Below are 20,268 nucleotides of genomic sequence, written 5' to 3'. Positions count from 1 at the left end.
GCGGTCGGCTTTGCGGGGTTTCGAGGCTCAGGCCTGGCGGCCCTCGCACCTCAACCACCGGTTCGGCGGACCTCGCACCTCAACCACCGGTTCGGCGGGCCTCGCACCTCAGCGACCGGTTCGGCCGGCCTCGCAGCTCGACCGGCGGGGAGCCCTCACAGCTCAGCTGCTGAGTGGCGCTCGCGGCGCCAGGAGTTCCAGTGCCAGTGGAGGTAGCGGTCGATCGCGCGGACGACGTGGGCCGAGCGGATGGAGGGGAAGACGTCGAAGGCGTGCTGGGCGCCGGGGAGCTCGGCGTACACGACGGTGGCGCCGGAGATCTCGCGCAGGCGGGAGACGAAGAGGCGGGCCTGGTCGACGGCGACGAGGGAGTCGTGGGCGCCGTGGAGGACGAAGAAGTCGGGGGCGTCCTTGCCGACGCGCAGCAGGGGAGTGCCGGCCTCGAAGACGTCGGGGGCGTCCGCCCAGCGCTGCCCGACGACGCGGGGCGCGAGGAACCGGTCGCGCATCTGCTCGGCCGAGCGCAGCCCGGTCGAGCCGGCGAAGTCGTAGACGCCGTAGTGCGGGACGGCGACGGCGACGCTGGTGTCGGCGTCCTCGAAGCCGGGCTGGTATTCCGGGTCGTTCGCGGTGACGGCGGCGAGCGCGGTGAGGTGGCCGCCGGCCGAGCCGCCGGTGATGGCGATGTAGTCGGGGTCGCCGCCGTACTCGGCGATGTGGTCGTGGATCCACGCGATCGCGCGCTTCACGTCCACGATCTGCGCGGGGAACGGGTCGCGCGGCGCGAGGCGGTAGTTGATCGCCACGCAGACCCAGCCCTTGGCAGCGAGGTGCTGCATCAGCGGGATGCCCTGCTGGTCCTTGTTGCCGATCGTCCAGGCGCCGCCGTGCACCTGGAGCAGGACGGGCGCGCGACCGTCGGTCCCCGCCGCGGGCCGGTAGACGTCGAGCAGCCCGCGCTTGCCGTGCTCCGGTGCGTAGGCGACGTCCTTGTCGACCACGACGTCGACGTTGCGCATCCGGAACGGGTTCACCAGGCGTCGCCACGGGGTGGCGAGCTCGGCGGGCGTCGGCTTCGCGTCCAGCTGCTCCACGTAGTCGATGCCGAGGCCCTCGACCAGGGCGTCCTCGACCTTGGTGCGCACCCGTCGGGACTGGTCGACCAGGAAGGCCTGACCCAGGAGGTTGGCACCGGCGAGGGCGAGCCCGAGACCACGACGGGGTCGGCCTCGTACGGCGTGCGCGGTCGCATCGGCCGCGGTCACGGTCATCAGGTGCGGCGCGAGCTCGGTGGTCAGCCAGCCGGCGAAGAACGACGGCACGCTCGCCCGGTAGCCGGGCAGCGGCCGGATCGCGTTGATGGTGAGAGCGGCGGTCACGAGCTGACGACGGAGGAACCCCATGACGACAAATGTAGAACCTGCCCGACGGGGCGGGGAGGCGCCGCGTGGGAGGGTTCGGGTGAGAGCCCCGTCACACGTGTCCCGGGCGAGCGGGGCTCGTTGGACCTAGAACCTGTTGCACACGAGGGAGGCCGGCGCGCATGGAGCGGCTGTCAGGACTGGACGCGAGCTTCCTCTACCTCGAGACGCCCGCACAGCTGATGCACGTCTGCGGTGTCATCGTGCTCGACCCGGGCACCATGCCCGAGGGCTACACGTTCGGGGGCTTCCGCGCCGAGATCGACCGGCGGGTGCGCGACGTCCCCGAGTTCACCCGCCGGCTGCGCCGGGTGCCGCTCGGGCTGGACCACCCGATCTGGGTGCACGACCGCCACTTCGACATCGACCGCCACGTCCACCGGCTGGCACTGCCGTCTCCGGGCGGGAAGGCAGAGCTCGCCGAGCTGACCGGGCACCTGGCCGGGCTGCCGCTCGACCGGTCGCGGCCGCTGTGGGAGATGTGGGTGATCGAGGGCTACGAGTCCGACCGGGTGGTGGTCTTCATGAAGATGCACCACGCGACCGTCGACGGGGTGTCCGGTTCCAACCTCCTGTCGCACCTGTGCAGCCTCGAGGCCGACGCGCCACCGATGACCGGTGCCGCGCGCCTCCAGCCGGTGCGCGAGCCGGGGCAGGGGGAGCTCCTCGGTCGGGCGATCGTCAACACGGTGACCCGCCCGCTGAACGTCGTGCGCCTCGCTGCGCCGTCGGCCCAGCTGGTCACCAGGACGATCGGCCGCGTGCGGGCGGGCACGGCGATGGCCGCTCCCTTCTCGGCCCCGCGGACGTCCTTCAACGGCACCATCACCGGGCGCCGCGCGATCGCGCTGGCCGACCTGCCGATCGCCGACATCCGCGAGGTCAAGTCGGCCACCGGCACGACCGTCAACGACGTCGTCCTGGCGGTCGCCGGTGGCGCGCTGCGCGCCTACCTGCTGGACCGCGGCGAGCTGCCGTCGAGCTCGCTGCTCGCGACCGTGCCGGTCTCGGTGCGCGAGGAGTCGCGGCACTCCGGTGGCGCCAACAAGGTGTCGGCCCTCTTCGCCAAGCTGGGCACCGACACCGAGGATCCGCTGGAGCGCTTGTGGGACCTGGCGGAGCGCAACAAGAACGCCAAGGAGCACCACCAGGCGATCAGCGCGGACTCGCTGCAGGACTGGGCGGAGTTCGCCGCGCCCCGGACCTTCGGCCTCGCCGTGCGGGCGTACGCCGGCCTCAGGCTCCCGGAGAAGCACCCGGTCGTGCACAACCTGGTGATCTCCAACGTGCCCGGGCCACCGGTGCCGCTCTACTTCATGGGCGCGCGCATCGAGGGCCTCTACCCGCTCGGCCCGGTCTTCCACGGCGCCGGGCTGAACATCACCGTGATGTCCAACAACGGCCAGGTGCACGTCGGGATCATCGCGTGCCAAGAGTCGATGCCCGACGTCGCCGACCTGGTGCGCCGCTTCCCGGTCGAGCTCGCGGCGCTGAAGGCGGCCGTCGTCGCCGAGGAGACGCCGATCCCGATCAAGCGGGCCAGGAGGAAGAAGGCCGCGTCCTCCGGCGGAAGTCGCGCTGCCGAGCGCTGACGGTCGTCACCGCCTCGAGCAGCGCAGGCACGAACAGCTCGGACTGCAGGGTGCAGGCGGCGTGCCCCGCCTCGATGGCGTGGATGGTGGCGCCCGGGATCCGACGGGCGATGGCGATCTGGTTGTCCGGGGGGAGCACGTGGTCGCGGAGCGTGACCACGACCGCGGTCGGCACGTCGATGCGTGAGAGCCACGGTCGCGAGTGGTGCCGCCCGAGCGCCGCGACGGCTTGCCCCACCGCCCACGGGCTGGTGCTGCGGAACTCCGCGAAGGCCCACCCGTGCAGGTCGTCGGGCGCCGGGTCGAGCGCCCTGGCCGCCGCCCGGGCGCCGCGGACCGCGGTCCGGGAGCGGGACAGGCCGCGGGTGCCGAGCATCGCGAGCTCCAGGCCGGCGTGGAAGCCACGCTCCGCGACGGATGACCGGAAGCGGTCGGTGGTCGCGCAGAGCACCAGCCCGGCGACCTTGTCGGGGTGCTGGCGCCAGACCCGCTGGGCGACGATCGAGCCCATCGAGTAGCCGGCCACGATCACCTGGTCGAGGCCGAGCACGTCGATCAGGGCCGCGACGTCGTCGGCGCAGTCCGCGAGCGCGAACTCCTCCGACTGGATCCCGCGTCCGTGCCAGCGCTGGTCGAGCGTGATCACCCGGCACCTGCGCGCGAGCGGACCGATGGACGGGAACCAGGTGAGCAGGCCGGTGCACCCGACGGCGTGCAGCAGCACCACGGTCGGGGAGTCCGGCGACGGGCCCGCAGTGTCCGTGACGTACGTCGACCCGCGGCCGGGCAGCTCGACCATCCGACCCGCGGGGATCCTGACGTGCGGGACGGAGACCGCGCCCTGCACCTGGCGCTCGAACATCGCTCGCGCAGACGGCAGGCGCACCGGTGGCTCCCCCTCGACGATCGCAGCGGGCTAAGGTAGAACAGGTTACAGTTTTGCTCGCCCCGTTCGTACCCCCGACGGTCGTAGGAGATGTACGTGACGCTGGATCCCCGCTCGTCCGAAGAGACTGCTGAGTCGGTCGAGGCCGTCCGGTCGGTCGTCCGCGAGGCCCTCGACCGGTCCACCGACGACGGCGAGCAGACCTGGGCGGCCTTCGCCGCTGCCGGGCTGCTCTCGCTCCCGGTGCCGGAGGCGCACGGCGGCGAGGGCCTCGGCCTGCCCGAGGTGGCCGTGCTCCTGCGCGAGACCGGCCACCGCGCGATCCAGCTGCCGGTGTGGGAGACGCTGTGCTGCGGCGTCCTGGCGCTCGCGGCCGTGGGGTCCGACGAGCAGCAGGCTGCGCTGCTGCCCGGCGTGGCAGCCGGTACGACGCTCCTCGCCCCCGCTCTGCGTGAGGTCGGCACCGGCATCTCGAACATCGAGCACCTCGCGACGTCGTACGCCGGTGGGAAGGTCACCGGTCGCAAGATCGGCGTGACGTACGCCGACCGCGCCGCCCGGCTGCTCGTGACCGCGACCGACGGCGACCGAGCGGTCGTGGCGCTGGTCGACCCGCACGGGCCCGGGGTCGAGCTGCTCGCGTCGACCTCGTCGTACGGCGCGACCCAGCACACGGTCGCGCTCGACGGCGCGCCGGCCGAGCTGCTGCCGGGTGCCGACGCGGCGCGGGTGCTCCGCGACCTCGCCGTCGCCGGGCTCGCGCTGACCGCGGCCGGCCTGGTGGTCGGCGCACGGGACCTGACGGCGACGTACATCAAGGGGCGCACCCAGTTCGGGCGGTCGCTGGCGGAGTTCCAGGCGGTGGCGATGCAGATCGCCGACGTCTACATCGCCTCGCGCACCCTCGACCTGGCGGCCGACAACGCCGCCTGGCGGATCGCGAACGGCCTGGACGTCACCGACGACCTCGCCGTGGCGGCGTACTGGGTCGGCCACCAGGCGCCCGGCGCGATGCGCACCTGTCACCACCTGCACGGTGGCATGGGCGTCGACATCACCTACCCGATGCACCGCTACTTCTCGTGGGTCACCGACATCGGTCACGCGCTCGAGGTGCAGGCCGACGACGTGCCCGTCGAGGAGCCGACGACCAAGAACCTCGAGCTCACCGTCGAGCAGCGCGCGCTCAAGGCCGAGCTGCGGACGTACTTCACGGGTCTCGCCAACGGCAACGACCACCGCGACATGGCCCTCGACCGGCACGGCGAGACCTACCAGCGCGTGGTGCGCCAGATGGGCGACGACGGCTGGATGGGCATCGGATGGCCGAAGGAGTACGGCGGCCAGGGTCTCGGTGAGATCGAGCAGACGATCTTCGCCAACGAGGCCCAGCGTGCCGACGTGCACCTGCCGGCCGTGACCCTGCAGACCGTCGGTCCGACGCTGATCCGCTACGGCACCGAGAAGCAGAAGGACCTCTTCCTCAAGCGGATCCTGGCCGGGGACGTGCACTTCGCGATCGGCTACAGCGAGCCGGACGCCGGGACCGACCTGGCGTCGCTGCGCACGAGCGCGCGCAAGGACGGCGACCACTACGTCGTCAACGGGCAGAAGCTGTGGACCACCGGCGGCCACCAGGCCGACTACCTGTGGCTCGCGGTCCGCACGGACCCGGACGCGCCCAAGCACAAGGGCATCTCGATCCTGATCGTCGACACGACCGACCCGGGCTACTCCTTCACCCCGATCATCACCGCCGACGGCTCGCACCACGTGAACGCGACGTACTTCAACGACGTGCGGGTGCCGGTCGACATGCTGGTCGGCGAGGAGAACCAGGGCTGGAAGCTCATCACCACCCAGCTCAACCACGAGCGCGTGATGCTCGGCCCGGCAGGCCGGATCGAGGGCCTGCGCGACCGGGTCGCGGACTGGGCCACGAAGGCGGGCGTCATCGACCGCCCCGACGTACGCCGGGTGATGGGCGAGGTGACCGCGGTCTTCCGCGTCAACGAGCTGCTCAACTGGGAGGTCGCCCGCGCGGCCGCGGTGGGCGAGGTCTCGGTCGGCGACGCCTCGTCGTCCAAGGTCTTCGCGGCCGACCAGGTGCAGCACCTCTCGGCGTCGCTGGTCGACATCGTGCACCGGTACGGCGATCCCGCTGACAAGGAGACCGACCACCTGATGACCTACCTGGACGGTCAGGCCAAGCGCAACCTGGTCCTCACCTTCGGAGGTGGCGTGCAGGAGGTGCAGCGCGAGCTGATCGGCATGTTCGGGCTGGGGCTGCCGCGGGTGCCCCGATGAGCGGCGGCGGCCACGACCACATCATGGCCGAGGCCGAGCGGATCAAGGCGCTCGGCGAGGCGTCGGAGTCGCAGGCGCCGTACGCCGTGAACCAGCCGACGATCGGCACCTGGCTCGACGCGATGGGCTACGACAACCCGCGCTTCCGCAGCGGTGAGGCGCCGCCCTCGATGGCGCAGGTCTGGACGATGCCGGGTCTCGGCCGACGGCGGCCCGACGACGACCCGCTGAGCCGGATGATGGAGGTCCTCACCTCGGCGGGCTACACCGCGGTGCTGGGCACCAACTGCGAGCAGAGCTACGAGCGCTACCTGCGCGTGGGCGACGAGCTGCGGGTGACCACGGCGCTCGACTCGGTCGTCGGCCCCAAGAGCACCGCGATGGGCGAGGGCTACTTCGTGACGTCGCGCAACACCTGGTACGTCGGCGACGAGGTCGTGGCCACGATGCTCTTCCGGGTGCTGAAGTTCATCCCCGCGCGATCCCGGGAGGCGCGCGCATGACCGCGGGCGTCATCCGGCCGATGATGGGCCGCGACTCGCAGTTCTTCTGGGACGGTACGGCGATCGGCGAGCTGCGCATCCAGCAGTGCAACGCCTGCGACGCGCTCCGCTTCCCGCCCGGACCGACGTGCGTCGAGTGCGGGAGGTTCGACCGCGGCCACGTGGTCGCGGCCGGCTCCGGCACGGTCTTCTCGTACGTCGTGCACCGCTACCCGCCGGTGCCCGGCAAGGAGCTGCCGATCGTCATCGCGCTGGTCGACCTCGACGAGGGTGTGCGGATGGTCGGCGAGGTCGTGGACGTGGCGGACGACGAGATCGAGATCGGGATGCGGCTGCGGGTGGACTACCGGCGCATCGACGACGAGCTGACCCTGCCGATCTGGAGACGAGCATGAAGACCCTCGAAGCCGGCCAGGTGATCCCCGAGTGGAGCCTGCCGATGACCCCGACGACGATCGTGAGCACCGCGATCGCGACCCGCGACTGGCAGGACGTGCACCACGACCGCGACATCGCCCAGGCGGCCGGGTCGAAGGACATCTTCATGAACATCCTGACCAGCAACGGCCTGGTCGAGAAGTACGTCGTCGACTGGCTCGGCCAGGACGCCGAGCTCAAGGGGATCTCGATCCGCCTCGGTGCGCCCGCGCACCCCTACGACACGCTGACCTTCCGCGGGAGCGTGGAGTTGGTCGAGGACGGGGTCGCGACGATCAGGGTCGTCGGCTCGGTCTCGCTCGGGGACCACGTCACCGGCACCGTGCGGGTGCTGGCATGACGCTCTACCGCAAGGCGGCGATCGTCGGCATCGGCGCCACCGAGTTCTCCAAGGCGTCCGGGCGCTCCGAGCTCCAGCTCTCCGTCGAGGCCGTGCAGCACGCGCTCGCCGACTGCGGGCTGAGCGCCGACGACGTGGACGGCCTGACGACCTTCACGATGGACACCTCCTCCGAGATCGCGGTCGCCCGCGAGCTCGGCATGAAGGAGATGCGATTCTTCAGCCGCATCAACTACGGCGGTGGCGCCGCGTGCGCGACCGTGCAGCAGGCCGCGATAGCGGTCGCGACCGGCGTGGCCGACGTGGTGGTCTGCTACCGCGGCTTCAACGAGCGCTCGGAGTCGCGCTTCGGCCAGTTCTCCGTCGCGGCCGCGAGCCAGGTCAACACCAACGGCCTCGACAACGCCTGGTCCTACCCGATGGGCCTCGGCACCCCGGCCGCCACGGTCGCCATGCAGGCGACGCGCTACCTGCACGAGTACGGCGCCACCTCGGCCGACTTCGGGGCCGTCGCCGTGGCCGACCGGCGGCACGCCGCCACCAACCCGAACGCCTTCTTCTACGGCAGGCCGATCACGATCGAGGACCACCAGGCCTCCCGCATGATCGTGGACCCGCTGCACCTGCTCGACTGCTGCCAGGAGTCCGACGGCGCGGTCGCGCTCGTCGTGGTCTCGGCCGAGCGGGCGCGCGACCTGAAGCAGCGGCCGGCGTACATCGCGGCGGCCGCCCAGGGCAGCGGCTCGGACCAGTTCGTGATGACGTCGTACTACCGCGACGACATCGGCATCCCCGAGATGGGCGTCGTCGGCCGGGAGCTGTGGCGCCAGTCGGGACTGGGGCCCAGCGACATGCGGATGGGCATCCTCTACGACCACTTCACGCCGTACGTGCTCATGCAGCTGGAGGAGCTCGGCTTCTGCGGTCGCGGCGAGGCCCCCGGCTTCATCGCCGACGGCGCGATCGAGGTGGACGGCGCGTTCCCGCTCAACACCCACGGCGGCCAGCTCGGTGAGGCCTACATCCACGGCATGAACGGCATCGCCGAGGGTGTGCGCCAGATCCGCGGCACCTCGGTCAACCCGGTGGCCGACATCGAGCACCTGGTCGTCACCGCCGGCACCGGCGTGCCCACCAGCGGGCTGGTGCTGTCGGTGTGAGGGGCTGCGTCGGTTTCACCGGTGCACCGGTGAAACCGTCACTTCTCAGGCGATGCAACGCCCGAGAAGTGACGGAACTGCCCGAGAAGTGAGCCCCCGGCGACAGGCCTGGACCCAGGGGCCGCACTAGCGCAGCCTGTCCCCGAAGAAGGCGAGCACCCGGTCGACGCCCTCCTGCTGGCGGTGCTCGGTGAGGGTGGAGTGGCCCTTGCCGTCGAACTCGACGCGGATGAAGGCGTCGCCGATCTCGGCGCTCAGGGTGTCGAAGCGGGTGCCGACGGCCATGTCGTCGCGGTAGCGCAGGCCCAGCACCTGGCAGCCGCCCGCGGCGCGGGCACGGACGTCGGCGAGGTCGGCCGGCGATAGGTTGAGGTCGGCGCCGCGCCTGCGGCCGACGGCGAAGGGGAGCGACGGCTGGGCGACCACCGGCGCGACGACCGACGTGTCGACCATCATGGCCAGGGCGAAGCCCCCGGTGAAGCACATGCCGAGCGCGCCGACCCCCGGTCCGCCGAGCTCCTCGTGCAGGGAGCGGGCCACCGACCGCAGCCAGACCGCGATCGGTGAGGTCCGGCCGGTCGCCATCGTGGTGAACTCCCGGCTCACGCACAGCCGGGGCAGCACCGTGCCGACGTACGCCGGCGACATCGGTCGCTCCGGGGTCCCGAAGAGGTGCGGCAGCACCACCGTGAACCCCGCCGCGACGACCTCCTCCGCGAACGCGATCACGTCGGGGGTGAGCCCGGGGATCTCGTGGATCACGATCACGCCCGGGCCGGTGCCCTTGCGGTACGTCGGGTAGGTGGTCCCGTCGGCGGTGTGCGAGCCCTGCGTCCAGGTGTCCAGGAGTGCCATGCCCGCAGTATGGCGCGCCGCGGGAGGCCTGTTTGTGACGTGCGTCACGGGGAAGGGGACTCGGTGGCCGGCAACGCCGGTCCGAGCAACTCGGGAGCGCGCGAAGGAGTGCACGTGAAGACAATCGTGAGTGCGGCAGCGGTCGCGGGGGCGCTGGTGGCCAGCTGCCTGACCGCCGGAAGCGTCCTGGCCAACGACGGAGGCTCGTCCGACGAACGAGCGCTGGCACCGACGCGAGGAGCGCCGAGCAGGTCGGTCGAGCGCCGGATCGACCGCCTGCTCGCCCAGATGACGACCACGGAGAAGCTGCAGCAGGTGCAGCTGCTCTCCGACGGCCAGATCACCGACGCCGACGCGAAGGCCGGGGTCGGAGGCGTCTTCAGCCTGACCGACCCGGCGAAGATCGACCACTACCAGCGGATCGCGATGACCCAGTCCCGGCTGCACATCCCGATCCTGTTCGCCTACGACACCATCCACGGCTACCGGACGATCTTCCCGGTCCCGCTCGGCGCCGCCAGCTCGTTCGACCCCGACGTGGCTCGCGCCGACGCCCGGATCGGCGCCCGCGAGTCCACGACGGTCGGCATCAAGCAGATCTACAGCCCGATGGTCGACGTCTCCCACGAGCCCCGCTGGGGCCGGATCGTCGAGGGCAACGGCGAGGACCCCTACCTCGGCTCCGTCTTCGCGGCCGCCCGGGTCAAGGGCGCCCAGGGCGACGACTACAGCAGGCCCCACCGGGCCGTCACGAGCGTCAAGCACTTCGTGGCGTACGGCGACCCCGAGGGCGGCCGTGACTACAACACGACCGACCTCTCGGAGCAGACGCTGCGCAACCTCTACCTGCCGCCGTTCAAGGCCGCGGTGGAGGCCGGCGCCGACACGGTGATGTGCTCCTTCAACTCCCTCAACGGCGTGCCCGGCTGCGCCAACAGCTACACCGAGACGCAGATCCTGAAGAAGGAGTGGGGCTTCGACGGCTTCATCGAGAGCGACTACACCGCCGTCGCCGAGACGCGCGCCTGCCCGCCGAGGACGCCCGACGAGGGACCCTGTGGCCACGGCACCGCCGCCGACGGCCCGGAGGCCGGAGCCAACGCCCTGATGGCGGGCACCGACTCCGAGATGGTCAGCACCAACATCCGCGACTACGGCAAGCAGCTCCTCGCCGACGGCAAGATCTCCCGGAAGCGGCTCGACGACGCCGTACGCCGGATCCTGCGGGTCAAGTTCCGCGCCGGCCTCTTCGAGCGCCCGTACGTCGACCAGGCCAAGGCCGCCGACCCGGCCAGCTTCCTCACGTCGGCTGACCGCAAGGCCGCGCGCGACGCTGCCGGCCGGTCCATGGTGCTGCTGCAGAACAAGGGCCAGACGCTGCCGCTCGACCCGGTGAAGAAGACGGCCGTGATCGGACCGCTGGGCGACGACCAGCACAACATGCTCGGCCCCTGGTGGGGCAAGGGTGAGGACGCCGACGCCGTCAGCGTGCTGAAGGGGATCACCGACGGCTCGTCGGCGACCACGACGTACGCCCAGGGCTGCGCGCTCAGCAACAAGGAGCCCGCGGACTACGACCCGTCGCAGGACTGCCCGTCCGACGCCGGGTTCGCCGAGGCCGTCGCGAAGGCGGAAGCCGCAGACCAGGTGGTGCTCGCGCTCGGCGAGACCCGTGAGATGAGCGGTGAGGCGACCTCACGCTCGACCATCGACCTGCCGGGCAGGCAGCAGGAGCTGATCGACGCGATCGCGGCCACCGGCAAGCCGTTCGTGGTGGTGCTCTTCAACGGCCGCCCGCTGACGCTGTCCCGGGTGGTCGACAGCGCGCCCGCCGTGCTGGAGGCGTGGTTCCCCGGTGTCGAGGCCGGCAACGCAGTGGCCGACGTGGTCTTCGGCAAGGTCAACCCGGGCGGCAAGCTCCCGGTGTCCTTCCCGCAGACGCTCGGCCAGGTGCCGATCTACTACAACCACGAGCCGACCGGGCGCCCGTGCGACGTCACCCAGAAGTACGACTCGCGCTACCGGGACCTGCGCACCTGCGACCCGCTCTTCCCCTTCGGCTTCGGGCTGAGCTACACCAAGTTCGAGGTCTCCGACCTCAAGCTGAGCAAATCCTCGGTCTCACGCCGCGGCACGATCGGGGCCTCGGTGACGGTCACCAACACCGGTGACGTCGCCGGTGACGACGTCGTGCAGCTCTACCTGCACGACCCGGTCGCGAGCATCTCCCAGCCGGTGCGCCGCCTGCGGGGCTTCGAGCGGGTGACCCTGGAGCCGGGGGAGTCGACGACGGTGCGCTTCAAGCTCGACGCGAGCGACTTCGGCTTCTACGACAACCGCGGCAGGTTCGTCGTCGAGACCGGCGCCATCCAGGTGTACGCCGGCGACGACTCGACGGCGTCGCTGTCGAAGACGTTCCAGGTGACGCGATGAGTTCGGCGTAGCGGGCGGATCCCAGGGGAGTAGGCAGCAGCAGAGGCTGCCTCTCCCCTGGAGGTCCCCATGCTCGACGCCCGACACCGGAGGTGGGTCATCGTGCTCACCTCGATCGGTTCCTTCATGGCCGCCCTCGACACCCTGGTGGTGTCGACGGCGATCCCGACCATCCGCGGCGACCTGGGCGCCTCGCTGCCCCAGCTCGAGTGGACGGTCAACGCCTACAACCTGACCCTTGCGGTGCTGCTGGTGCCGGCCGCGGTCCTCGGCGACCGCTTCGGTCGCGCGCGGTGCTACGCGATCGGCCTCGGGCTCTTCGCGGTCGCGTCGCTGGGAGCCGCCGTCGCCGGCAGCGTGGACACGCTGATCGCGATGCGCGCCCTGCAGGGGGCCGGGGGAGCGCTGGTCCTGACGCTCGGGCTCGCCCTCCTCACGGGAGCCTTCCCGGCCGAGCGCCGTGGGCAGGCGGTGGGCCTCTACAGCGCGGTCACCGGGATCGCGGTCGCCAGCGGACCGCTGCTCGGCGGCCTCGTCATCGGCGGCCTCGACTGGCACTGGATCTTCTGGGTCAACGTGCCGATCGGAGCGGTCGCCGTACCTCTCGTGCTGCGCCACGTGCCCGAGGTCCGCGTCCCGGACAGCACGCTCGACGTGCCGGGGGTCGCCCTGCTCGGCGGCGGATGCCTGGCACTGGTGTGGGCGATGGTCCGCAGCGCCACGCAGGGCTGGAGCGCGTCCGAGGTGATCGGGACGGCTGCCGTCGGGCTGGTGCTGATCGGAGCCTTCGTCGCGTGGGAGCGGCGTGCTCCCCGGCCGCTGATCCCGGCCGCCCTGCTCGCCCGACGGGGATTCGTCGCCGGCAACGTCGCCGCCTTCCTCACCCTCGCCTCGCTCTTCGCCGCGGTCTTCTTTTACGGCCAGCTCCTCCAGGTCGCCTTCGGGGACAGCGCGCTGGAGGCCGGTCTGCGGCTGATGGCGTGGACCGGGACGTTCATCCTGGTCGCACCCGTCGCCGGCACGTTGGCCGACAGGATCGGCGAGCGGCCACTGCTGGTGGCCGGGTTGACGATCCAGGCGGCCGCGATGCTGTGGTTCGCCGGCACGGTCACGGCCGGAGGCGACTACCTCGATGCCCTGGGGCCGTTCGTGATCGGCGGCATCGGGGTCTCGATGGCGGTCCCGTGCGGTCAGAGCGCGGTCGTGGCGGCGGTCGAGGACCGCGACGTCGGCACGGCGTCCGGCATCAACAGCACGATGCGCGAGCTCGGCGGCGTCTTCGGCATCTCGCTGACCGTGGCCGTGTTCGGGGCGTACGGCGGGTACGGGTCGCCGGCCGAGTTCGTCGACGGGTTCGTGCCGGCGCTGGTCACGGCCGCGGCGCTCTCCTTCGCCGGTGCACTGGCGGGGCTGGCGCTGCCGGCACGACGCCGTACGCCGGTCCCGGTCGTGGCGGTGGCGTCGTGAGCCGCGTGGTGGTGCGCTACCGGGTGCGTCGGGACTGCGCCGAGCTCAACGAGCGCCTGGTCCGCGAGGTCTTCGCCGCGCTCGCCGCCGTCCGCCCAGCCGGTCTGGCCTACCAGTCGATGGTGCTCGCCGACGGGGTGACCTTCGTCCACGTGGTCGACGGGGACGGCGCCGCCCTGCGGGACCTGCCCGCCTTCCAGCGCTTCGCCTGGAGCGTCGGTGAGCGGTGCGATGATCCACCTGAGCAGCACCGGGCGCGCGTGCTCGGCAGCTTCGACGGGAGGACGTCATGACGGCGACCGGCACGACCGAGCTGCTGGCGGCCGCGCGCGGCGGCGACTCCGCCGCGTTCGACGCCCTCGTTGCGCCGTTGCGCCAGGGTCTGCTGCTGCACAGCTACCGGATGCTCGCGTCGTCCCACGACGCCGAGGACGCGGTGCAGGAGACCCTGCTGCGGGCGTGGCGCAGCCTCGACCGGTTCGAGGGCCGCAGCGCGTTGCGCACCTGGCTCTACACGGTCGCCACCAACGTCTGCCTGCGCGAGATCGAGCGCCGCGGCCGTCGGCTGCTGCCCGTCGACCTCTCACCCGCCGGCGACCCGGCGGTCGGCGTCGGTCCACCGCTGACGGAGACGGTGTGGCTCGGTCCGCTGCCGGGCGCCGGCCTGACCTGGGAGTCGTCGCCCGCCGACGCCGTCTACGAGCAGAAGGAGTCGGTGGAGCTCGCCTTCGTCGCGGCGCTCCAGCACCTGCCCGCACTCCAGCGTGCGGTGCTGGTGATGCGTGACGTGCTCGCGATGCCGGCCGCCGAGGTCGCCGGAGCCCTCGACACGACGGTGCCGGCCGTCAACAGCGCGCTGCAGCGAGCCCGGGCTGGGCTGACCACCCGGCTGCCGGACCGGAGCCAGCAACGCGTGCTGCGCGACCTCGGCGACGAGCAGGTGCGGGCCACCGTGGCGGCCTTCGTCGCCGCGTGGGAGCGGGCGGACGTCGACGCGGTCGTCGCGCTGCTGGCCGACGACGTGGTGATGGCGATGCCGCCGTTCGGCGAGTGGTTCGCCGGACGCGACGCGGTGGCGGGCTTCATCTCGGCGTACCCGCTGCGCCCGGGGCGCCGGTGGTCGTGCCGCGCGACGACGGCCAACGGCCAGCCGGCCGTGGAGAAGTACGTGTGGGACGCGGAGGTCGGGGCGTTCCTCGCCCACAGCGTCTCGATCCTGTCCTTCGCGGAGGACGGTCGCATCAGCGGCTTCGACGCCTTCCTGGACCCGACGCTGCTGTCCTAGCCCGGGCGGCGCACGCCGCGCGTCGGCGGCTCCGTCGTCGGGTCCTCCGGCCAGGCGTGCTTGGGATAGCGGCCACGCAGCTCGGCCCGCACCTGCGGGTAGCCGGTCGTCCAGAAGGACGTCAGGTCCGCCGTGACGGCGGCCGGCCGCCGCGCCGGGGAGAGCAGGTGCAGCAGCAGCGGGACCCGGCCGTCCGCGAGCCGCGGGGCGGCCCGCCAGCCGAAGACCTCCTGCAGGCGTACGGCGAGCACCGGCTGGTCGCCGTCGTACTCGATCCGGACGCTCGAGCCGCTTGGCACCCGCACCCGCTCGGGGGCGAGCTCGTCGAGGCGGCCTGCCTCCGGCCAGGGGAGCAGCCGGCGCAGGGCGGTGAGCACGTCGAGCCGCCGGAGGTCGCGGGCACCGCGGATCCGCGCGAGCTCCGGACCCAGCCAGGTCTCGATCGCCGCCGTCAGCGCCTCGTCCGACACGTCGGGCCACGGAGCGCCCAGCGTCCGGTGCAGGAAGGCCATCCGGAGCCGCAGCCCAGTCGCCGCCTCGGTCCACGGCAGCACGGCCAGGCCCTCCTGGCGCAGGCCCTCACGCACGGCGCCGGCCACCAGTGCGGCGGGTGGGTCGGTGATCGGGACGGAGGTCAGCTCGATCGCACCGAGGGCCACCACGCGTCGCGCCACGACCCGGCCGTCGGCCCAGGCCACCTCCTCGGACTCCTGCCACCGCGCGGAGGCGGCCTCGAGAGCGAGGTCCTCGGTGAGCGGGGCGGCCGAGCGGACGGTGGCGTCGCGCACCCCCGGTCGGCGATCGGCGTCGGCGATCGCCAGCCACGGCTGGCCGACCAGCGCCGATCCCGCAGGCAGCACGGCCCCGGTCCCGGAGGTCAGGAGGTAGGACGAGCCACCGGGTCGCAGCCGCGCGATCCGGTCGGGATGGGCCAGGGCGACCACGATGCCGACGGCCAGGTCGTCGCCGACCTCGGTGCGCTCGGAGCGCGGAGCCGACGCCTGGAGCTGCTGGACGGCGGCTGCCCACGCCGCACCGTCCGGACCGCCCCGGCGCACGCCGCGCAGCGCGGCGACCAGGTCACCACCCGGTGCGCGGACGTCCTCGCTGAGCAGTGCCACGACCTCGGCGGCGCGCCGGGCGCCGACCACGGCGGCGCCGTCGAGGAGGGCCCGCGCCAGCCGGGGGTCGGCAGCGACGCCGGCGATCGCGCGACCACGGTCGGTCACCGAGCCGTCGTCGGCCATCGCCCCGAGGTCCTCGAGGGTGGACCGCGCGGACGCCATCGCCGCCGGCGGTGGCTGGTCCAGGAGGGCCAGGCCCGCGGGGTCGGGGCTGCCCCAGGCGGCGATCTCGAGAGCGAAGGAGGTGAGGTCGGCGGTCGCGATCTCGGGTTCGGGATGAGCGGCGAGGTGCGCGTGCTCCGCCTGCGACCAGCAGCGGTAGACCGCCCCCGGCGCCTCGCGCCCCGCACGTCCGGCCCGCTGCTCGGCGGCCGCCCTGCTCACGCTGACGGTGACCAGGCCGGCGAGCCCGCGACGGTGGTCGGTGCGCGGCTGGCGCGACAGCCCGGCGTCCACGACCACCCTGACTCCGGGGACCGTCAGCGACGACTCGGCCACGGCGGTGGACACGACGACGCGACGGCGTACGCCGGGGGTCAGCGCGGCGTCCTGCTCGCGGTGCGAGAGTCGCCCGTGGAGCGGACGCACGTCGGCGTCGACACCGGAGAGCCGGGACGTCACGCCGGACACCTCACCCACGCCCGGCAGGAACACCAGCACGTCGCCGTCGCGGTCGGCGAGGGCGCGCCGTACGCAGGCGGCGACGTGGTCGAGGAAGCGCGGCGTCAGGCCGCGGTCGTCGCTGCGCCGTACGCCGGGCGGGAGGGGGCACCAGACCTCGGCCACGGGGTGCAGGGACCCCGGGACCGTGACCACGGCGGCGCCCCCGAGCAGGGCTGCGGTGCGCTCGGCCTCGACGGTCGCCGACATCGCGACGAGCAGCAGGTCGGGCCGGAGGTGGTCGCGGACGTCGACGAGCATCGCGAGGGTGAGGTCGGCGTCGAGCTGGCGCTCGTGGACCTCGTCCAGCACGACCGCCGCGACACCGGGCAGCTCGGCGTCCCGCTGCAGCCGACGCAGGAGCACCCCGGTGGTCACGACCTCGATCCGGGTGCGGGCGCCGACGGAGCGGTCCCCGCGCACCGAGTAGCCGACGGTCTCGCCGACCGGTTCACCGAGGAGCTGGGCGAGGCGGCGCGCGGCCGCGCGGGCGGCGATCCGGCGCGGCTGGGTCACGACCACACACCCCTCGACCAAGGCCGCGACCGCCGGAGGCACCAGCGTCGTCTTGCCGGTGCCCGGCGGTGCCTGGACGACGGCGGTGCCCGTGGCGTCGAGAGCGGCCGCGATGTCCGCGAGGCCGTCGCGCACCGGGAGCGCCGGCGGGTCCGCGAGGAGTCGCTGGATCGGGTCGGCGGGCACGGACCCAGTGTGGCGGGTCAGTATCGTCACCCCCATGCCCGACCTGCCTGTGCTCGACGCCGAGGAGCAGCGTGTGCTCGGCAGCCTCCTCGAGAAGGAGCGGACCGTCCCGGCGAGCTATCCGCTGACGTTGAGCTCGCTGCGATCTGCCTGCAACCAGAGCTCGAGCCGGGACCCGGTCGTGGAGTACGACGAGCAGGCGGTCGAGCAGGTGGCCCGCCGGCTCAAGGACCGCGGCCTGGTGCGGATCGTCTGGTCCGACAGCGGCCGTCGGACGTTGAAGTACCACCAGGTGCTGGCCGAGTCCCTCGAGCTCGCCGAGGACGAGCGGGCGCTGGTCACGGTGCTGCTGCTGCGCGGGCCGCAGGCCCCGGGTGAGCTCAGGAGCCGCACGGAGCGGCTGCACGCCTTCGCCGACCGGGAGGCGGTCGAGGAGACGCTGCGCCGGATGGCCGGCCGCGGTCTGGTGGCTGAGCTGCCGCGACGCGGCGGTGACCGGGACAGTCGCTGGATGCACCTCCTGGGCGACCCTCCGGAGTCGGCACCGGCCGCCGCGGCGCCGGCCGTCGACCGCGACGTCGTGCTCGCGGAGGGCGGGCCGGCCCGCGACGCACGGGTCCGCTCGTCGTACGACGCGGTGGCGGCCGTCTACGCCGACAACCTGGTCAACGAGGTGAGCGGGCTGCCCTTCGAGCGCTGGCTGCTCGACCGCGTCGCCGCGCACGCCGACGGGGGACCGGTGGTCGAGGTCGGCTGCGGCCCCGGCCACATCACGGCGTACCTGGCGGATGCGGGAGCCGACGCGACCGGGATCGACCTGTCGCCCGGGATGATCGAGCAGGCGCGGAGCCGCTTCCCCGAGGGCACCTACGAGGTCGGCGACCTGCGCCGGCTGATGCGACCGGTGACCGCCACCGGGTGGTCAGCCGTGCTCGGGTGGTACTCGCTGATCCACCTGGCGGGCTCCGAGCTGCCCGACGCGGTGGCGGCGCTGGCCCGGCCGCTGGCGGCGGACGGCTGGCTGGTGCTCGCGATGCACGCGGGCTCGCTGGTGCGCCACAACGACGAGTGGTTCGACGTGCCGATCGACCTCGACTTCGTCTACCACGAGGCCGCGGACGTCGTCGCCGTGGTGGAGGCGGCCGGTCTGGTCGACGTCGAGTGGTACCTCCGTGGGCCGATGACCCACCGCGGCGAGACCACGAACCGGCTGTACGTCGTGGCGCACAAGCCCGCTCCTGCCGGTCAGGGAGAGGTCTGAGCGGACCCCGTGTCGGCCAGGTCGGGGAGATAGGGCAGCAGGACGGACCGCTGCTGGGACGGGTCCGTGACCATCAGGCGGGCCTGCGTCAGGTTGTGGCGTACGGCGTCCAGCGGGTGCGCCGCGAGGTCGTCGAGCAGCTCGAGCTCGTCGGCGTGCAGGTACGGGCCCAGCTCGGCCGACGCGCGTACGCCGGCCGGCCCGGCGTCGCTCGCCACCACGTCGAGCAGCGCGTCGAGGACCGTGCGCCGTACGCCGTCGTCGAGGTGGGCCGGGTCGAGCTGACCCGCACCGACGGCCGCCGCGACCTGGAGGTAGCCCGGCTCCCGAAGACCCCGCAGGACCGCCTGGCTCCGCACGTCCGGGGGCAGCACCGATGCGTGCAGCAGCAGGTTGGCGACCGCCTGGACGTCGGTCCACGCCTGGACCACGTCGACCGCCCGGCTGCTGACGTCGGGGGAGTCGGGCAGTGCGTCGTACGCGGCGGTGAGGTCGTCGAGGTCGGAGCAGGCGAGGAAGACGGCGAGCGGGTCCGTCACATCTCCTCGTCGCCGATCACGGGTCGCTTGTCGGGGTGCGCCGCCTTGAGCGCCTGACGGACGTCCTTGCCGGGGACCACGTCCTTCGTGCCCTTCTTGGTGACCCGCCAGTGCCGTCCCGGCGGAGTCAGGACCCAGCCGTTGGCCTCCATGACCTCCTCGACACCCGCCGGCGTGATCAGCTCGATCCAGACCGGGATGAGCGCCTGGGACTTCCGGTGGTCGTGGCCCTGGACCTTGTCGGCCCTGCCGGTGCTGGACCGTCCCTCGACGAAGTCCTGGGCGAGCGTGCCGTCGGGGACCGACAGCGCGCCCATCTCCCTGATCGGGAAGTCCAGGGGGACGTCCTTGCCGAGGTGGTGCAGGAACTGCTGGAGCTGGAGGACGGTGGGCAGGTAGTGCCCGCTCTTGTTGGAGATCCAGTTGATCTTGCCCTGGGTGGCCTTGATCTCGCCCGCCATCGCCACCGGCTTGCCGCCGAGCAGGCTCGAGTGGTGGAACTTGCCGATCCGGTGGGACGCCATGTGGATGTCACCGCCGAGTCCGACCACGAAGATCTCGGCGCCCGGTCCGGTGTGGTGGGTGACGCTGTCGGTCGTGTCCACCGGGGACTTGGCCTCGTCGTTGCGCCACAGCTTGCCGGCGCCGACCTTCACGACCGTGCGCTCCTGCGCGGCGCCGTCCTCGTCGTAGTCGACGAGGCGGTCGCCGATGGGGCCGAGGGCGCCGTTCTCCTGGATGGGGAGGTCCTCGCGGCGTGCCGTCTCGAGATTGAGGACGTAGTTCGCCCGAGCGCTCGCGAGGGCTGCGGCGTGAGTCGTGGCCTTGCGCGTCGGGTGCTCCTTCGGGAGCAGCGCCAGCAGCGCCGTGCGGCTGACGTCATCGCTGGGGTCCAGCTCCGGCAACGAGCTGAGGAGCCCGTGCAGGATGCCGATGACCGAGGCGAACTCCTCGATCTTGCTCCCGACCTCTGGTGTCTGGACGGTCGTCTCGCTCTGGAACTTCTTGGCGACCTTCGCGACCAGCCAGGCGCGATGCTTGCGGATCTCCGGGAGGTCCTCGAGAGGCTTCTGCGGGGCGGCCTCGGCCTGGTCTGCGGCGGGCCGCTCGGCCGTGCTCTCGACCCGCTTCCTCACCTCCTGGGCCAGCTCCGCGGCGGCGGGGGTCGGGGGAGGGGCGGGGGCCACGTGCTCCGGTGTGGCGGGTCCCTCGTCCTGGGCTCCGCCGTAGTTGGAGTTGAGGCCGACGGGTGCGGCGGGCCCTTGGTCCTGGGGGCCGTTGTAGTTGGAGTTGAG

General features: G+C 72.6%; 17 protein-coding genes. 11 read left to right on the top strand and 6 right to left on the bottom strand.

The window, feature by feature from the left end; genetic code table 11:
* Nucleotides 1–155 precede the first annotated feature (155 nt).
* A complete protein-coding gene (locus N542_RS0113880) occupies nucleotides 156–1,403 on the bottom strand; it encodes an alpha/beta hydrolase (protein WP_028644435.1) in 1,248 nt (415 codons plus the stop codon).
* A 140-nt stretch (nucleotides 1,404–1,543) separates the two neighbouring features.
* Here N542_RS0113880 and N542_RS24880 point away from each other — a divergent pair, with 140 nt between their 5' ends.
* Nucleotides 1,544–3,013, top strand: coding sequence for a WS/DGAT/MGAT family O-acyltransferase (locus N542_RS24880; protein ID WP_051551768.1), 1,470 nt, complete (start codon nucleotides 1,544–1,546; stop codon nucleotides 3,011–3,013).
* Here N542_RS24880 and N542_RS24875 read toward each other — a convergent pair.
* Nucleotides 2,952–3,899, bottom strand: a complete 948-nt coding sequence (locus N542_RS24875; protein WP_231482644.1) for an alpha/beta fold hydrolase — start codon at nucleotides 3,897–3,899, stop codon at nucleotides 2,952–2,954. The two genes, N542_RS24880 and N542_RS24875, sit on opposite strands and share 62 nt — an antisense overlap.
* A gap of 96 nt (nucleotides 3,900–3,995) precedes the next feature.
* Between N542_RS24875 and N542_RS0113860 the strand changes: the two genes are divergently transcribed.
* From N542_RS0113860 to N542_RS0113840, 5 genes are read left to right on the top strand one after another with little or no spacing between them, the layout of a single operon-like run.
* The gene (locus tag N542_RS0113860) at nucleotides 3,996–6,206 is read left to right on the top strand and encodes an acyl-CoA dehydrogenase (protein WP_231482643.1); all 2,211 of its coding nucleotides are present in this window, start codon (nucleotides 3,996–3,998) and stop codon (nucleotides 6,204–6,206) included.
* Nucleotides 6,203–6,709, top strand: a complete 507-nt coding sequence (locus N542_RS27890; protein ID WP_028644432.1) for an FAS1-like dehydratase domain-containing protein — start codon at nucleotides 6,203–6,205, stop codon at nucleotides 6,707–6,709. Before N542_RS0113860 ends, N542_RS27890 begins: the two co-directional genes overlap by 4 nt.
* Nucleotides 6,706–7,104, top strand: coding sequence for a Zn-ribbon domain-containing OB-fold protein (locus tag N542_RS27885; RefSeq protein ID WP_028644431.1), 399 nt, complete (start codon nucleotides 6,706–6,708; stop codon nucleotides 7,102–7,104). Before N542_RS27890 ends, N542_RS27885 begins: the two co-directional genes overlap by 4 nt.
* Nucleotides 7,101–7,487, top strand: a complete 387-nt coding sequence (locus N542_RS0113845; RefSeq protein WP_028644430.1) for a MaoC family dehydratase — start codon at nucleotides 7,101–7,103, stop codon at nucleotides 7,485–7,487. Before N542_RS27885 ends, N542_RS0113845 begins: the two co-directional genes overlap by 4 nt.
* Entirely contained in the window at nucleotides 7,484–8,647 is a 1,164-nt protein-coding gene (locus tag N542_RS0113840) for a lipid-transfer protein (RefSeq protein ID WP_028644429.1), read from the top strand. Before N542_RS0113845 ends, N542_RS0113840 begins: the two co-directional genes overlap by 4 nt.
* A 126-nt stretch (nucleotides 8,648–8,773) precedes the next feature.
* On the opposite strand, the gene N542_RS0113835 is transcribed toward N542_RS0113840, so the two are convergent.
* A complete protein-coding gene (locus tag N542_RS0113835; RefSeq protein ID WP_028644428.1) occupies nucleotides 8,774–9,502 on the bottom strand; it encodes a dienelactone hydrolase family protein in 729 nt (242 codons plus the stop codon).
* Between the two features lie 114 nt (nucleotides 9,503–9,616).
* Here N542_RS0113835 and bglX point away from each other — a divergent pair, with 114 nt between their 5' ends.
* The 4 genes from bglX (at nucleotide 9,617) to N542_RS0113815 (ending at nucleotide 14,687) form a co-directional block, all read left to right on the top strand.
* Nucleotides 9,617–11,935 carry a beta-glucosidase BglX gene (bglX, locus tag N542_RS0113830; protein WP_197025958.1) on the top strand — a complete coding sequence of 773 codons (2,319 nt, stop codon included), beginning with the start codon at nucleotides 9,617–9,619 and terminating at the stop codon, nucleotides 11,933–11,935.
* 69 nt (nucleotides 11,936–12,004) lie between these two features.
* Entirely contained in the window at nucleotides 12,005–13,402 is a 1,398-nt protein-coding gene (locus N542_RS0113825; protein WP_028644426.1) for a DHA2 family efflux MFS transporter permease subunit, read from the top strand.
* Entirely contained in the window at nucleotides 13,399–13,695 is a 297-nt protein-coding gene (locus tag N542_RS0113820; RefSeq protein ID WP_051551764.1) for a hypothetical protein, read from the top strand. Before N542_RS0113825 ends, N542_RS0113820 begins: the two co-directional genes overlap by 4 nt.
* Nucleotides 13,692–14,687: a sigma-70 family RNA polymerase sigma factor gene (locus N542_RS0113815; protein WP_028644424.1), complete on the top strand. Its 996-nt coding sequence runs from the start codon at nucleotides 13,692–13,694 to the stop codon at nucleotides 14,685–14,687. The genes N542_RS0113820 and N542_RS0113815 overlap by 4 nt, the downstream gene beginning before the upstream one ends.
* Here N542_RS0113815 and hrpB read toward each other — a convergent pair.
* Nucleotides 14,684–17,209: an ATP-dependent helicase HrpB gene (gene hrpB / locus N542_RS0113810; RefSeq protein WP_051551762.1), complete on the bottom strand. Its 2,526-nt coding sequence runs from the start codon at nucleotides 17,207–17,209 to the stop codon at nucleotides 14,684–14,686. The genes N542_RS0113815 and hrpB overlap by 4 nt on opposite strands.
* On the opposite strand from hrpB, the gene N542_RS0113805 reads away from it, so the two are divergent.
* Complete coding sequence (locus N542_RS0113805) at nucleotides 17,208–18,434, top strand: DUF480 domain-containing protein (protein ID WP_028644422.1); 1,227 nt, start codon at nucleotides 17,208–17,210, stop codon at nucleotides 18,432–18,434. The two genes, hrpB and N542_RS0113805, sit on opposite strands and share 2 nt — an antisense overlap.
* On the opposite strand, the gene N542_RS0113800 is transcribed toward N542_RS0113805, so the two are convergent.
* Both N542_RS0113800 and N542_RS0113795 read right to left on the bottom strand, forming a co-directional pair.
* Complete coding sequence (locus N542_RS0113800; RefSeq protein WP_028644421.1) at nucleotides 18,419–18,973, bottom strand: hypothetical protein; 555 nt, start codon at nucleotides 18,971–18,973, stop codon at nucleotides 18,419–18,421. The genes N542_RS0113805 and N542_RS0113800 overlap by 16 nt on opposite strands.
* Nucleotides 18,970–20,268: hypothetical protein (locus N542_RS0113795; protein WP_028644420.1), on the bottom strand; the 1,299-nt coding region annotated here is incomplete at its 5' end. The genes N542_RS0113800 and N542_RS0113795, both read right to left, overlap by 4 nt.

The organism is Nocardioides sp. URHA0020, from assembly GCF_000620705.1.
Taxonomy (GTDB): domain Bacteria; phylum Actinomycetota; class Actinomycetes; order Propionibacteriales; family Nocardioidaceae; genus Nocardioides.
This window is presented reverse-complemented; position numbering and strand designations above follow the sequence as displayed.

What these genes read in the sequence shown, in the direction of transcription:
- N542_RS0113880 (WP_028644435.1), bottom strand. Translation starts at nt 1,403, where the DNA reads ATGGGGTTCCTCCGTCGTCAGCTCGTGACCGCCGCTCTCACCATCAAC.
- N542_RS24880 (WP_051551768.1), top strand. Translation starts at nt 1,544, where the DNA reads ATGGAGCGGCTGTCAGGACTGGACGCGAGCTTCCTCTACCTCGAGACG.
- N542_RS27890 (WP_028644432.1), top strand. Translation starts at nt 6,203, where the DNA reads ATGAGCGGCGGCGGCCACGACCACATCATGGCCGAGGCCGAGCGGATC.
- N542_RS27885 (WP_028644431.1), top strand. Translation starts at nt 6,706, where the DNA reads ATGACCGCGGGCGTCATCCGGCCGATGATGGGCCGCGACTCGCAGTTC.
- N542_RS0113845 (WP_028644430.1), top strand. Translation starts at nt 7,101, where the DNA reads ATGAAGACCCTCGAAGCCGGCCAGGTGATCCCCGAGTGGAGCCTGCCG.
- N542_RS0113840 (WP_028644429.1), top strand. Translation starts at nt 7,484, where the DNA reads ATGACGCTCTACCGCAAGGCGGCGATCGTCGGCATCGGCGCCACCGAG.
- N542_RS0113835 (WP_028644428.1), bottom strand. Translation starts at nt 9,502, where the DNA reads ATGGCACTCCTGGACACCTGGACGCAGGGCTCGCACACCGCCGACGGG.
- N542_RS0113825 (WP_028644426.1), top strand. Translation starts at nt 12,005, where the DNA reads ATGCTCGACGCCCGACACCGGAGGTGGGTCATCGTGCTCACCTCGATC.
- N542_RS0113815 (WP_028644424.1), top strand. Translation starts at nt 13,692, where the DNA reads ATGACGGCGACCGGCACGACCGAGCTGCTGGCGGCCGCGCGCGGCGGC.
- N542_RS0113805 (WP_028644422.1), top strand. Translation starts at nt 17,208, where the DNA reads ATGCCCGACCTGCCTGTGCTCGACGCCGAGGAGCAGCGTGTGCTCGGC.
- hrpB (WP_051551762.1), bottom strand. Translation starts at nt 17,209, where the DNA reads ATGGGGGTGACGATACTGACCCGCCACACTGGGTCCGTGCCCGCCGAC.